General features: G+C 51.1%; 11 protein-coding genes and 1 pseudogene. 2 read left to right on the forward strand and 10 right to left on the reverse strand.

Going from position 1 to position 13,541, the window contains the following annotated elements; all coding sequences use genetic code 11:
• The 6 genes from zinT to FDW87_RS15085 all read right to left on the reverse strand — a co-directional run.
• Nucleotides 1-639 (reverse strand): metal-binding protein ZinT (gene zinT / locus FDW87_RS15060; RefSeq protein ID WP_137379936.1); only part of this gene is annotated, 639 nt, incomplete at its 3' end.
• 85 nt (nt 640-724) lie between these two features.
• Nucleotides 725-1,315 (reverse strand): ATP-binding cassette domain-containing protein, encoded by a 591-nt coding sequence (locus FDW87_RS15065; RefSeq protein WP_016156291.1) that lies wholly within the window; start codon nt 1,313-1,315, stop codon nt 725-727.
• A complete protein-coding gene (locus tag FDW87_RS15070) occupies nt 1,299-2,093 on the reverse strand; it encodes an ATP-binding cassette domain-containing protein (protein ID WP_016152790.1) in 795 nt (264 codons plus the stop codon). The genes FDW87_RS15065 and FDW87_RS15070 overlap by 17 nt, the downstream gene beginning before the upstream one ends.
• On the reverse strand, nt 2,087-2,899 hold the full coding sequence (locus FDW87_RS15075) for an ABC transporter permease (RefSeq protein WP_109018264.1): 813 nt from the start codon (nt 2,897-2,899) through the stop codon (nt 2,087-2,089). The genes FDW87_RS15070 and FDW87_RS15075 overlap by 7 nt, the downstream gene beginning before the upstream one ends.
• Complete coding sequence (locus tag FDW87_RS15080) at nt 2,889-3,863, reverse strand: ABC transporter permease (RefSeq protein WP_016156289.1); 975 nt, start codon at nt 3,861-3,863, stop codon at nt 2,889-2,891. The genes FDW87_RS15075 and FDW87_RS15080 overlap by 11 nt, the downstream gene beginning before the upstream one ends.
• Entirely contained in the window at nt 3,863-5,449 is a 1,587-nt protein-coding gene (locus FDW87_RS15085) for an ABC transporter substrate-binding protein (protein WP_137379895.1), read from the reverse strand. The genes FDW87_RS15080 and FDW87_RS15085 overlap by 1 nt, the downstream gene beginning before the upstream one ends.
• Nucleotides 5,450-5,881: 432 nt before the next feature.
• Between FDW87_RS15085 and FDW87_RS15090 the strand changes: the two genes are divergently transcribed.
• The gene (locus tag FDW87_RS15090; protein WP_137379896.1) at nt 5,882-7,969 is read left to right on the forward strand and encodes a TonB-dependent receptor; all 2,088 of its coding nucleotides are present in this window, start codon (nt 5,882-5,884) and stop codon (nt 7,967-7,969) included.
• Between the two features lie 284 nt (nt 7,970-8,253).
• Here the strand turns inward: FDW87_RS15090 and htpX are convergent, their stop codons facing one another.
• The 4 genes from htpX to FDW87_RS15110 all read right to left on the reverse strand — a co-directional run bounded on the left by htpX (nt 8,254) and on the right by FDW87_RS15110 (nt 12,676).
• Nucleotides 8,254-9,135: a protease HtpX gene (gene htpX / locus FDW87_RS15095; protein ID WP_003034964.1), complete on the reverse strand. Its 882-nt coding sequence runs from the start codon at nt 9,133-9,135 to the stop codon at nt 8,254-8,256.
• A 192-nt stretch (nt 9,136-9,327) separates the two neighbouring features.
• On the reverse strand, nt 9,328-11,376 hold the full coding sequence (gene prc, locus FDW87_RS15100) for a carboxy terminal-processing peptidase (protein WP_016156287.1): 2,049 nt from the start codon (nt 11,374-11,376) through the stop codon (nt 9,328-9,330).
• 19 nt (nt 11,377-11,395) lie between these two features.
• Entirely contained in the window at nt 11,396-12,082 is a 687-nt protein-coding gene (gene proQ / locus FDW87_RS15105; RefSeq protein WP_003833781.1) for an RNA chaperone ProQ, read from the reverse strand.
• A 96-nt stretch (nt 12,083-12,178) separates the two neighbouring features.
• Entirely contained in the window at nt 12,179-12,676 is a 498-nt protein-coding gene (locus tag FDW87_RS15110) for a GAF domain-containing protein (protein ID WP_016152783.1), read from the reverse strand.
• Between the two features lie 128 nt (nt 12,677-12,804).
• On the opposite strand from FDW87_RS15110, the pseudogene yebS reads away from it, so the two are divergent.
• Nucleotides 12,805-13,541 (forward strand): annotated as a pseudogene (yebS, locus tag FDW87_RS22720) (membrane integrity lipid transport subunit YebS); the annotation flags it as partial.

Consider the following 13,541-nt stretch of genomic DNA (forward strand, 5'->3'; position numbering starts at 1 on the left):
CATCTCATCCACTACTTCTTCGCCCTTCAGCTGATAAGGGTAGTAGGTAGGCCAGTTTTCCATCTCCTCAAGCAAGGCGGCCTGCGAGGTATTTCCCATAAAGATATGGAAGTGGCTCGATTTACGCGGCGCGATAATATGATCGCTGAATTGCACGTATTTAGGCGCTTTGCTGTCAGCGGCTTTACACTCAAACAGATACCGTACACCTTTCTTGCCTGATTTATAGTGCAAGATTTTATACCCGGCATAATCGTATTTGCACGATGCGACCTGATTACCGGTGTGAAATTCCATCACGCCATCTTCAATGCCGATGGTGTCTACATTGGTTGCATAGCCTGTACGGTAATAAGCTTTAATTTGTTCTGCCGTTTTGCTTTTATCTTTCTCCGCTTTCTTTTTGAAAACCGGATCAAGTTCGCCACTGACCAGATACGGATAGACAGATTGCCACATGCCATCCCAGTCGGACAGCGCCCGGTTCTGCACCTGGTTATCATCAAATACCCCTTCCGACGCCTTTTGTTCTGCTTCACTCATCGGCGCACCATGGGAATGATGACCATGCGCCAAAACCTGCCCACTGACTAAAAGCATCCCCAGAGCGATTGTCAGTTTGTTAAAACGAATAGCCAAAATTTCACCCTCAAATCGTTTGCGAGTGAATTGTTATAATATAACGTAACAATTTAATCAATAGACATTACTGCACGTTATTGCCTCACGCTTCAATGAGTTTTCTGGAGCAAATCTGCTCAAGCAGAGCCTGCTGATGGCTGATAATGAGCATACCTAATGGCCGACGCTGGCACTCTTCAAGCAGTAATACCCAGATATCTTTTTGAATGGAAGGATCGAGCTGGGCGGTAATTTCATCGGCAATAAGAAAACGTGTCCGCGGATCCAGCGCGCGAAGTAAAGCAATTCGCGCCAGTTCACCGCCAGAAAGCTGTCCGGGACGGCGGGTTAACCACTCAGGATTGATGTGAAGACGGGTAAGCAGTTCAGCATCAGGTCGCCAGGCATCATAAACCGCATCGCCAGTGCTACGCCGGGGGTTAAAGGTTAATTCCGGATGCTGTGGCACCAGTTGCACCGGGCAATACTGGTGCATTGGCAGCGGTTGGTCATCAACCAGAATGTCACCCGAGGTCGGTTTTTGCCAGCCCGCCAGTACGCGCCCCAACGTTGTTTTGCCGGTTCCGCTGGGTGCGCAAACCCCAATGCGTTCTCCGGGGCGCAGAGAGAAGGTCAGATTTTGCCATAGCACCTTTCCTCCCTGACAAATCGTCACCTCACGACAGCACAGCATCGCGCTCTCCAAAAAGTTGATTTCTTTCAGGCAGCGCCCGCCATTGGCGTTGCAGATGCTCGCTGATCTCTCCGCGTAACAGCTGTTCCCGGCTGACGTTATCCGACACCCTTCCCTGATGCAGCGCGACAATGCGGTCCGCGTGGCGAGCGGCCAGCGTAAGGTCGTGCGTTACCCATAAAACGCCAGCCCCTTGCTCACATTGCTCACGTAGCTGTTCAAGCAGTTGATTAGCCAGCGGTGCATCAAGCCAGGCGGTAATTTCATCAGCCAGAATATAGCGAGCCTGGCTCAGCGACGCGTGACAGGCCAGAACACGTTTCGCCATCCCCCCCGAAAGCTGGCGTGGGAAAGCATCTAATACGCGACTTTCCAGTTGGCTACGCTGGAGCAATCGTTCAATTTTTCCGGCATTCCAGGCCTGGCCAGAGAGCTGACTTGCCCTGCGCAGATGCTTTTCAATCGAGAGCAGCGGGTTAAGCGCCTGAACACCTTGCGGGACATAGCTGAAAGTATTGCCACGACATTTGCGAATATCATCACTATCCAGCGTTTTCCCTTCCAGGGTGATGGAGCCGTTGAAACGCAAATTGTCCGGTAAGAGATCAAGCAGACATTGCAGCAACAGGCTTTTACCTTCCCCACTTCCCCCAACTAACGCCACCATCTGACCTGGCGCTACGTCGAAAGAGATATCCTGCAACAGCGAAGACCAGTTTCTCGCGCCGTACCAGCGATAACGCGCCACGTCCAGCGAGACCTGTCTTAAACTCAACATGCGTCACCTCGTAACCATAAACGATGCACTGCCCTTGCGAGCTGATCGAATAACATAACCAGACTGAATAGCATCAGCCCGGGAAACAGCACTAACCACCAGTCGCCATGACTGATAAACCTCAGCGCATCAGCCAGCAACAGGCCCAGCGATGGTTCATGCGGCGCCAGCCCAAAACCGAGGAAGCTCAACGCCGCGCTGTGCAACACCGCATGGGGAAACATCAGCAAGGTTCCCGTTAACCACTGGGGTAACAATGCCGGGAGATAGTGATGCCGCCAGCAGTAAAAATGTCCGTGTCCCAGACGCCAGGTTAACGTCAGATAGTCACTGTGGGCCACGCGCTGCGCTTCGGCACGCAGGATTAGCGCCAGACGCGGCCAGTGGGTCAACGCAACCGCCATAATCACCCCATTTTTTCCGCCGCCCAGCGTGAAACAGATCAATATGAGCAACAGCAGATGCGGCATTGACAGCATGGCATCGGTAATCAGACGCATTAGTACATCCAGACGCGGATGTATACGTGAAACCGCCGCCATCATTAATGCGATGAAGCCGCTGCACAACGCCGCGCCAATACCAATTTGCAGACTGGTTAACGCGCCCTGAAAGCAACGAATCCACAGATCGCGACCGAGGTTATCGGTGCCAAACCAATACAGCGCATCAGGCGGTAAATGACGGGCAAGCAGATTAACGCTCAATGGGTTATCCTGCGTCGCGGCGCCATACACCGCAATGCCTAGTAGGCAGCTAAAAGAGAGCAGAAGACGAATCAGCGTCGGCGTCGGATTATAGAGCATCAGGTCGCTCCAGAGCACGGTTCAACACATGGACAAGCCAGGTAGACAACGAGTTGCCAATGAACACCAGTACGGTACTGAACAACACAATTCCCATCAGTAACGGCAGATCGCCGCGTAATCCGGCATCAATAGTGGCCTGTCCCAGTCCCGGATAAGCAAAAACTTTTTCCGCCAGCAGTGCGCCGCCCAGCAATTCTCCCAGCGAGGCAAACTGCAGGCACAGCGCGGGCGTGATAGCATGGCGCAGAACCTGATGACGCAGCAGCGACCAGCCTTTATCTCCCTGAGAACGCGCAAAACGGACAAAATCGCTTTTCATCACGCTGGCGATACTTTCCCGTGTATGAAGTGTAATTTGGCCAAGTCCCAATAAACTTAGCGCGCAAACGGGCAGCACTAAATGGCGCAGACGCTCAGCCAGCGTGGCCATATCACCACTGTTGCCCGGCTCCCACGCGCAGCAGACCGGAAATACCGGCCAGCGCACGGCAAATAACGCCAGCAGCAGCATGCCAATCCAGAAGGTCGGCAACGACGAAAGCAGATAGCTGAGTCGACAGATTGCTTTATCCGGCCAGCGATTCAGATAACGACCCGCGACAAACCCCATTGCCGTTCCCAGTATGCCGGAGAGCAGCCACGCGCCGCCAAGCAAGGCAAACGAAGTCGCAAAGCGCTCCTTGATTACGCTGGCAACCGGTGCATTAAACAACATTGAGTAGCCGAGATCGCCCTGCAATACACGTATAAACCAGTGACCAAAACGCTCCCATAACGGCTGGTCTAATCCCCAGCGAGCAGCGATACGCGCATATTGTTCCGGCGGCACGTGCAGGAGATCGTTGCCGATATAGGCGCGAATCGGATCGACAGGAGAAAAGCTGAGCAGCATAAAAGTGCCAGCCGCAACCAGCACTAATAACACTATCAGCCGTAGAAAATGGCCTACAACAGACTTCATCAACGGCAGGTCCAGGTCCATTCATCCAGATTATTGAGCAGGGACCAGCTACCGTGGATCTCCGGCGCGCCTTTGCCTAAGTCAATACACGGATTTGCCAGATAAGTGTGCTGAATGTTCAGCAGCCATGCCCAGGCGGCATCGCCCTGCACCCCAGCCCCTTGCTTGCCATCCCACTCCACCTGTTGCCAGAAAGGCAACGCTTTTTGCCAGTCCGGAGCATCAATGGCCTGTTTAAGATGTTGTTCAACGACGGGATTGCTGTAATAGCCTGGATTGTAGTATTCCACGCCCGCGGCCTGATTGCTGTAGTGATGGAAAAGCTCCATCGGATCCAGGCTTCCCCAGCCAAACAGCGTCGGATTCGCATGCATATGCCGCTCAACGGTTTCCCAGCTTCCGGATTGCAGCGAGACCTGAATACCCACGGGCTCCAGCATCGCACGTACGGCCTCGGCTAAATCCCGGCGCGTACTGTCACCGCTGGCGTACCACAGAGTCAGGCGAGCCTCTTTACCGTCTTTCACGCGTACGCCGTCTTTCCCCACCTTCCAGTCGGCTTGTTCCAGAATCATCCGCGCTTTTTCGCTGTCGCCATCTTTGAACGCAACTGACTGTCCCTGCCATGGCAGGCCCTGAACCGCGCTATACGCCGGAATCGCATGACCTTCCATGACCTGATCGGCAAGTTGTTTACGATCGATGGCGTAGTTGATGGCGCGTCTGATGGCGATATCAGCCGTGATATCGTTACCGATCGGATAACCATTGGCGTCTTTTTTACCCGCAGGAACCATCGGGAACACAATGCCACGGTTTTCCACGCTGTCGCGTACCCAAAGCTTCAAACTCTGCTGTTGAGGGGCGACCGCCATCGAAGGCGCAATACGCACGAGTCCCAGTTGACCACTGCGCGCTGCGGCATAAGCGTTATCTTCATCAAGGAAGACAAACACCAGCTTACTGAAATCATTTTTCTTACCGGCATACCAGGGGTTCGCCTCCACGATCAACTGCTGCCCCGGCTGAAAACTCACCAACCGATAGGGGCCCGCGCCAATCGGATTTTTGGCGAATGTTTTTTCGTCATACCGTTTTTCGGGAACAATACCCAAAGAGCCCAGCACGTTCACAAAGGTGCTCTGCGGGCTGCGCAGCGTGATTTCTACCGTGCGGTTATCTTTCAGGCTGGCATGAGTAAAGTTTCCCATGTCGATTTTGCCGCCGCTCTTTGCGGCTTTATTATAGGTGAACACCACATCTTCAGCGGTTAGCGGGGAACCATCGGAGAATTTAAGGTCGGGTTTTAACGTCAACGTCCAGGTTTTGCCGTCAGCGCTGGTTTCAACTTTTTCCGTCAGCAGGTTACCCCAGCTCATATCTGCGTTTTGTTTTAATAATGGTGCATGCAAAAGCAAATAGCTGCCATGACTCCAGCCCAGCATCGGGTCAAACCCTTCCGTTGGCTCAGGTCCAATTGCCAGCTTCAACGTCTGACCCTCGCTCACATTTTGCGCGGCGAGAAGTGGTGAGGTTAATGCGAGAGTCAATGCGCACGTAAGCAGTGCCAGCTTGCCTTTAATCATTATGTTATCCAGATTTGCGTTATTTTTATGCCGCTCAACGATTCAATTCCGTTAAACGGTCTCCTGGGGAAGGGATTATGGCGGACTGAAATGACGAAAAAAATGATGCGGCGCAGAAAAGTATGACGATTTTCTAAAATTATCATACTTTTTTCTGATACTCCTAATTGAGTACCTTCTGAATCGCAGAAAATAGATTAAATGTTAGCCATTCAATTAATGGCAAATTAATTACAACCTAATGATTACAAATACTAATTATTGGTCATTTACGCTATTTACTTAGCTAAAACTAATGACAATTTATGTATATTTATTCAAGAAAAACACCAGAAGTGATAAGTTATGTAAACATATAATGATAATTATTTTTATTATCATTCCCATCAATTATCTTACTTCCTTTGAATTTTTAACAAAGGAAGTTTGACTATGCGCTTAAAACCTATTGCTTCTGTTGTTCTGTCCTGTCTAGGATTTTCCAGTCCCCTGGCCTTTGCTGAAGATGTTATGGTGGTAACCGCTTCCGGTTACGAAAAGAAAATCACCAACGCTGCCGCCAGCGTCTCCGTTATTTCACAGCAAGAGTTACAAACCAATAAATATAATGATTTAGGCGAAGCCTTGCGTTCTGTTGAAGGGGTGGATGTCGAAAGCAGCACCGGTAAAACCGGTGGTCTGGAGATCAGCATTCGTGGCATGCCCGCCAGTTATACCCTGATCCTGATTGATGGTATTCGTCAAAACGGCAGCAGCGATGTGACGCCAAACGGCTTCTCAGCTATGAATACCAGCTTTATGCCTCCACTGGCGGCAATCGATCATATTGAGGTGATCCGCGGCCCGATGTCGACGCTTTATGGCTCCGACGCAATCGGTGGCGTGGTGAATATCATCACCAAAAAAAGCACCGATAAATGGAGCACCTCCATCAATACCGGCGTTAACCTGCAAGAGAGTAATAAATGGGGTAACAGCACGGTCGCCAACTTCTGGTCAAGCGGCCCGTTAATCGCTGGCGTACTGGATATGCAGGTTCGGGGTAGCACCACCCAACGTCAGGGTTCCAGCGTTACCTCCCTGAGCGATACCTCCTCCACCCGCGTACCTTATCCTACCGAGTCAGAAAACTATAACATCGGCACGCGACTCGACTGGAAGACGAATGAAAGCAATACGCTATGGTTAGATCTCGACTCCGCCAGACAGCGCTATGATAACGATGACGGTCAGTTGGGTAACCTGACGGGGGGTTACGATAAAACGCTGCGCTATGAGCGTAACAAAGTCACCCTCGGCCACGATACCGCCTTAACGTTCGGCACATGGAAATCCTCCCTCGGCTGGAATGAAACTGAGAACAAAGGACGACAACTGGTCTCCTCCGCACTCACGCCAGAGAACGCAGGCCGGGCCGGTGACGCACGTGAACTGAAGAACACCAACGTCATTCTGGACTCAGTACTGCTGACGCCATTAGGTGATTCGCACCTCTTAACCCTCGGCGGGGAATATTGGGATGCGCGGATGAAAGACGGTGTGGTGCTGGCCAATACCGGCGAAACGTTCCATCAAAAAACGTGGGCAGCCTATGTAGAAGATGAATGGCATATTCTCGACTCGTTGGCCTTAACCGCAGGGACACGCTACGAGCATAACGATGTCTTTGGCGGTCATCTCAGCCCACGCGCGTATATGGTTTGGGACGTATCCGACGAATGGACGCTCAAAGGCGGAGTGACGACAGGTTATAAAGCACCATCACTGAGCCAGTTACATAACGAGATCAGCGGCGTAACCGCGCAAGGAACCGTGAATACGGTCGGTAATCCGGACCTAAAACCTGAGGAGAGTATCAGCTACGAAACCGGGCTGTATTACGAGAACGACACCGGGCTGAACGCCAACATTACCGGCTTCTATACCGAATACAAAAATAAAATTGTCTCGTATTCTATCGATGATAATACCAACAGCTATACCAACAGCGGAAAGGCAAGGACCGATGGCGTTGAATTTGCCAGCACCTTCCCTCTGTGGTCGGATGTGCTGACTTTATCCCTCAACTACACCTACACCCAGAGCAAGCAAAAAGATGGTGACAATAAAGGCGCGCCGTTAAGCTACACGCCAAAACATATGGCTAATGCTCGCCTGAACTGGCAGGCAACGGAAGATATGAATGCCTGGCTGAGCGCACGTTATCGCGGTAAAGCTCCACGCTTTACCGAAAATTACAACAACCTCAGCGCAGTACAAAAGGCCGTCTATGACGATAAAGGCGCTGATTTAAAAGCCTGGACCGTTCTCGACATGGGAATGTCTTATAAGCTGACCAAAGATCTGACGCTGAATACGGCGGTCAATAACGTGCTGGATAAAGACTTTAGCGAGGTTAAACTTTACCAGGTGGGCCGTAATAGCACCTACGCAGGAGATTACTATCAGACTGCACAATCCACTACCGGATACGTAAACCCGGGCCGTAACTATTGGGTATCATTAAACTACCAGTTCTGATTTAGTTTTTTCCTACCAGACGGGCTGTCAATGATAGCCCGTCTACCACTGGGTTTCATCAAATGCCCGGCACTGTTCTTTTTGCCAGCCAGCGGGGCTCCAATGTTTTTACCAGAGATAAAGCGGCAAGGAATATTTTCGTCCCCGGCAGAGAAAAATGACTGAATGAGAGGTAAAGCTGAACTGGGACAGAATAGTCTGGGTGAGGCTTTAATCGATAGCTTTAAATAGCCATTATATTTTATGAGTCACGGAGCAACGAGTGCCCCGTGACAGTCATTAACTTACTTCAAATACTCTCCGCTGCGCAGCGCTTCAATACGTTTATCCAACGGCGGGTGAGTCATAAACAGCTCACTCAACGACTTGGATTTACCGTTGATGCAGAACGCCATCATGCTGGTCGCTTCCTGCGGCTCATAGCTGGTTTTCAGACGCTGCAGCGCGGCGATCATTTTCTCACGCCCCACCAGTTTTGCTGAACCGGCATCCGCATGGAATTCACGATGACGTGAGAACCACATGGTAATAATGCTCGCCAGAATACCAAACACCAGTTCCAGCACCGTCGCCACTGCGAAGTAGATCAATGGGTTGCCGTTACTGCCCTCACCCTCATCGCGGTTTCCGCCCATAAAGCCAGCGGCAATTTGCGCCAGAATACGTGAGATAAAGATAACGAAGGTGTTCACCACACCCTGAATGAGCGTCATGGTAACCATATCGCCATTAGCAATGTGGCTGATTTCATGCGCGATAACGGCTTCGGCTTCGTCCGGGCTCATGTTTTGCAACAGGCCTGTACTCACAGCCACCAGCGAAGCATCCCGGCGCGCACCGGTAGCAAACGCGTTAATATCTGGCGCATGGTAGATTGCAACCTGCGGCATAGCGATCCCAGCCTGGCGAGCCTGATTCGCTACCGTATTCATCAGCCAGCGTTCTCTTTCATTGCGAGGCTGTTCGATCACTTCCCCACCAACGGATTTTAACGCCATCCATTTGGACATCAGCAGCGAAATGAAGGAACCACCAAAACCAAACAGCAGTGCCATGATCAACAAGCCTTGAACGCTGCTTGACTGAATCCCTGTCAGGCTCAATACCAGCCCGAAAACGACCATCACAGCCAGGTTCGTCAGCAGGAAGAGCGCGATTCGCATCATAATTTTCTTTTAACCTCAATTTAACAAAACGCACTATGCGATTACCCATATCGTATGGGTCTTATGGCTATTTTCAAGCATCCATAGGTGCTAAGTCACCAGAAAGACACAACTTTACATTTTATCGTATCACACTGACGTCTTCATGCGTTTGTTAAAAAAACAGGCACAATTTCTTGTGCCTGTTGGAGGTTATTTACTGGTTGCGGGCTGTTCCGCTGGCTTTTCTTTTTCAAGATGCGCCAGGTCAAGCGCAATTTTTACCGTTTCATCCAGGTAGGGATCTGGTTCCTGGTAATCCTTCGGTAAATCGTCCAGTTTTTTCAGCGGCGGCTTACCTTCTCGCTTAAACCGATCGTTGATACGCGCCAGACGCATTGCGTCATCTTCGTTATTCTCTTTCTCACGCTGAGCGTAATTGAGAGAAGCGATGTTGCGTTTATCCTTCATCGCATTGAAACGCGCAATATCCTTCATGATGTACTGGAACTCAGGATCGTTGGCAATACGTGCATTGTGCTCTTTTAACAATTCAGGTCCGAACGGCGTCAGATTCTCTGATTTGGTGTAAGTCGCAGCATCAATGCTATCCCACGGCAGCGCGTTATCTTCAAACTTCTCACCGGTTTCCGTTTCTTCATTACCTGTCGGCATGATGATGTCCGGCGTAACGCCCTTACGCTGCGTACTGCCACCGTTTACACGGTAGAATTTCTGGATCGTATACTGAACAGAACCCAGCGCCGGCCATTCCGGACGCAGCATCTGATCATAAATACGGTTCAGAGAGCGATACTGCTGTACAGTGCCTTTCCCGAAAGTCGGTTCACCAACGATCAGCGCACGACCATAATCCTGCATTGCCGCAGCAAAAATCTCTGATGCCGAAGCACTGAAGCGATCGACTAACACTACCAGCGGGCCTTTGTAGTACACAACGCCGTCGGTATCGCTGTCTTCACGCACTTTACCGTTATTGTCACGAACCTGAACCACCGGGCCGGAAGGAATGAACAGACCGGAGAGCGAAACGGCTTCGGTCAGCGCGCCGCCACCGTTAGTACGCAGATCGATAATGATGCTGCTGATGTTCTGTTTTTCCAGCTTCTGCAACTGAACTTTGACATCATCCGTCAGGCCAACATAGAAGCCAGGGATATCCAGTACGCCGACTTTTTCTTTGCCAACGGTTTTCACGGACATTTTCACGGCGCGGTCTTCGAGACGAATACGTTCACGCGTTAACGTGACGGTACGCGTCTTGGTTCCTTTACCGGCAGGCAGGATTTCAAGGCGAACTTTGCTGCCTTTGGGTCCTTTGATCAGCGCAACAACGTCATCCAGACGCCAGCCAATCACGTCGACCATTCCCTTACCGGTCTGACCCACGCCGACAATACGGTCGCCAACGCTTATTGCTTTGCTCTTGGCTGCCGGGCCGCCCGCCACCATGGAGTTAATGACGGTGTAGTCATCATCCATTTGCAAAACCGCGCCAATACCTTCCAGAGACAGGCTCATTTCAGTATTGAACTGTTCGGTATTGCGTGGAGAGAGATAGTTAGTATGCGGGTCGATCTCACGGGCGAAAGCCGTCATCGCCAGAGAGAACACATCTTCGCTGTTGGTCTGCGCCAGACGGCGAATCGCAAACTTGTAGCGACGCGTCAGCGTTTCACGAATTTCCGCATCGGTTTTGCCGGTCAGCTTCAGGCTGAGTTCGTCAAATTTAACCTTGCCGTCCCACAGCGCGTTAAGCTCTGCTTCGCTCTTCGGCCATGGCGCTTTGCTCCGGTCGAGGTTAAAGGTGTCGGTACCGGTGAAATCCATTGGACGTGCCAGTACGCTTAAAGCGTACTGATAACGTTCAAATCGGCGTTTTTGCGCCAGATTATAGAGATCGTAAAAAACATCCAGCTTGCCGGTACGCAGTTCATCGCCAAGGACCGTTTTCTTTTTTGCATACTGTTCGATATCGCTCGCCAACAGCACGTTGTGGCTGTAGTCGAGCAGATTCAAATAGCGGTCAAAAATTTTTGCCGAAAACGCCTGATCCAGATCGAACTGGCGATAGTGCGAACGCGTAAAACGCGATGTCACACGTTCACTTACCGTCGCATGCTGGGTTTCTTCCTTTAAAACGGGGATTTGATCGGCACGCGTGATATCTTCCACAGCAAGTGCCTGGCCTGCTAATGCAAGCAGACCAGCTAACGCAGTAAGCCTAAAAAAAGTGTTCATGCCAGGCCTGGCCTCCGTTTCAGAACACCAGGTGTTCTGCGCGTACAATCAAAGACATACCCGAATTCAGCTGTACACGGACGCCATCTTTGGTGATTTCTAATACGGTGGCATCCATCGCATTATTACCTGCTTTCACCTTCAGAGACTGCCCTACCGTCAGTACTGAAATATCAGATACCGGGGTATGCTGTTCTTCACGAGGAGCACGCGGTGCTTTTGCTGCTGGTTTCTCAGCGCGAGGTTTACGCTCAGCGCCTTCTTTACGACGCGGTGCAGGACGCGGCTTACGCTCGCGACGCGGTGCGTCTTCTTTTTCACCGGCAGCAGCGGCTGCTTCGCGTTTTTTCGCCTGTTGCTCTGCACGTTGCGCCTGAACGCGGGCTTTAGCTTCTTCCAGCTGTTTGCGAGCATGTTCAACGTGCTGCTCATCCAGCTCACCACAAGGGTTGCCGTCGAGATCAACACGCGTTGCGCCCAATTTAACGCCATACAGATAGCGCCAGCTTGAAGTATAGAGACGTAAGGCAGAGCGGAGCTGCGTCTTGCTGAGGTTCATTTCGCCCTCAACACGCTCTACCAGATCCTGAAAAATGCCAATTTTCAGTGGGCGTGCTTCGCCTTCCGCACTAAAACACTGCGGGAAGCGTTCGGCCAGAAACGCGATGACTTCTTTACTGCTATTCAACTTAGGTTGATTTTCCATGAAATTTCCTGATTACAACGGACGTAGCCAACAAGCGCAGGCATGAACAGGCGACATTATAATGACGTCATCAGTAATTGCTACGTTATCCGTTGATTATCCTGCGACGCGCGCAAAGAATTTTTTGTAATCCGTCGTTGCAAGCACGGTTTCAAGCTGTGCCACCAGCGTTCGCAGCCCCTGTTCATCCTCGTCAGTAAAGCGGCCAAACGCCGTGCTATCGATATCCAGCACGCCGATTATCTGATTTTCGACGGTGATTGGCAGGACGATTTCAGCGTTGCTGGCGGCATCACATGCGATGTGTCCGTCAAAAGCATGAACGTCCTCAATGCGCTGAACCTGGTTCTGCGCTACTGCGGTCCCACACACCCCACGTCCTACCGGGATCCGCACGCAGGCGATTTTTCCCTGGAAAGGTCCCAGCACCAGCGTATCGTTTTCGAGCAGATAAAAACCGGCCCAGTTTACTTCTGCAAGACGTTCGTACAACAACGCGCTGGTATTTGCCAGCGTTGCCAGAAAACTGGTTTCACCTGCCATTAATGCCTGAAAGTCACGGTTCAGATCCGTGTATAGCTCTGTTTTGTTCATTATGTAATCACTTAGTTGTCTTACTTAAAGCTGCAGCCTACTAAAATAAACATTAAATGCGTTAATGCTCAAGATCATTCCCGTCATGAGTTAAGATAACATTACTTCAACAATTTGATTCGCGATACATGGCCTTAACGACACCACGCATCACGCCGACTAAAAAAATAGCCATCAGGTCCATTGGTGATGCACTCCCTCGTGCGCATTACCATCGTTGCCCTGAATGTGACCTGATCTTTAGCTTGCCTAAAATGCGTTCGCACCAAAGTGCATTTTGCCCACGCTGTCAGGCAAAAATTCGTGACGGACGCGACTGGTCATTAACACGACTGGCGGCTATGGCTTTCACCATGCTGCTGCTGATGCCCTTTGCCTGGGGAGAACCGCTCCTGCACATCTATTTATTAGGTGTGCGCATTGACGCCAATGTGCTGCAAGGCATCTGGCAAATGACCCGACAAGGCGACCCACTCACCGCATCCTTCGTACTCTTTTGCGTTGCCGGTGCGCCCATCATTCTCGTGACCTCAATCGCTTATCTGTGGTTTGGCAATATTCTTGGGATGAACCTGCGCCCAGTGCTGCTGATGCTGGAAAGGCTCAAAGAGTGGGTGATGCTTGATATCTATCTGGTGGGCATTGGCGTCGCATCAATCAAAGTTCAGGACTATGCTTTTTTGCAACCCGGTGTAGGTCTGTTTGCTTTTATTGCGCTGGTGATCCTCAGTGTTTTGACGCTGTCGCACCTTAACGTTGAGCAGCTTTGGGACCGTTTCTACCCGCAAAGACCAGCCCGTCGGCCCGATGAAAAACTTCGCGTCTGCCTCGGCTGCCACTTTACAGGTTATCCGGACGCCCGAGG

Source organism: Citrobacter sp. wls826, assembly GCF_005281245.1.
Classification (GTDB): Bacteria; Pseudomonadota; Gammaproteobacteria; order Enterobacterales; family Enterobacteriaceae; genus Citrobacter; species Citrobacter braakii.

Bases quoted from the DNA above. Each gene is read 5' to 3' on its own strand.
- htpX (WP_003034964.1), bottom strand. From the start codon at position 9,135: ATGATGCGAATCGCGCTCTTCCTGCTGACGAACCTGGCTGTGATGGTC.
- prc (WP_016156287.1), bottom strand. From the start codon at position 11,376: ATGAACACTTTTTTTAGGCTTACTGCGTTAGCTGGTCTGCTTGCATTA.
- FDW87_RS15080 (WP_016156289.1), bottom strand. From the start codon at position 3,863: ATGAAGTCTGTTGTAGGCCATTTTCTACGGCTGATAGTGTTATTAGTG.
- FDW87_RS15075 (WP_109018264.1), bottom strand. From the start codon at position 2,899: ATGCTCTATAATCCGACGCCGACGCTGATTCGTCTTCTGCTCTCTTTT.
- FDW87_RS15090 (WP_137379896.1), top strand. From the start codon at position 5,882: ATGCGCTTAAAACCTATTGCTTCTGTTGTTCTGTCCTGTCTAGGATTT.
- FDW87_RS15065 (WP_016156291.1), bottom strand. From the start codon at position 1,315: ATGCTGTGCTGTCGTGAGGTGACGATTTGTCAGGGAGGAAAGGTGCTA.
- FDW87_RS15110 (WP_016152783.1), bottom strand. From the start codon at position 12,676: ATGAACAAAACAGAGCTATACACGGATCTGAACCGTGACTTTCAGGCA.
- proQ (WP_003833781.1), bottom strand. From the start codon at position 12,082: ATGGAAAATCAACCTAAGTTGAATAGCAGTAAAGAAGTCATCGCGTTT.
- FDW87_RS15085 (WP_137379895.1), bottom strand. From the start codon at position 5,449: ATGATTAAAGGCAAGCTGGCACTGCTTACGTGCGCATTGACTCTCGCA.
- FDW87_RS15070 (WP_016152790.1), bottom strand. From the start codon at position 2,093: ATGTTGAGTTTAAGACAGGTCTCGCTGGACGTGGCGCGTTATCGCTGG.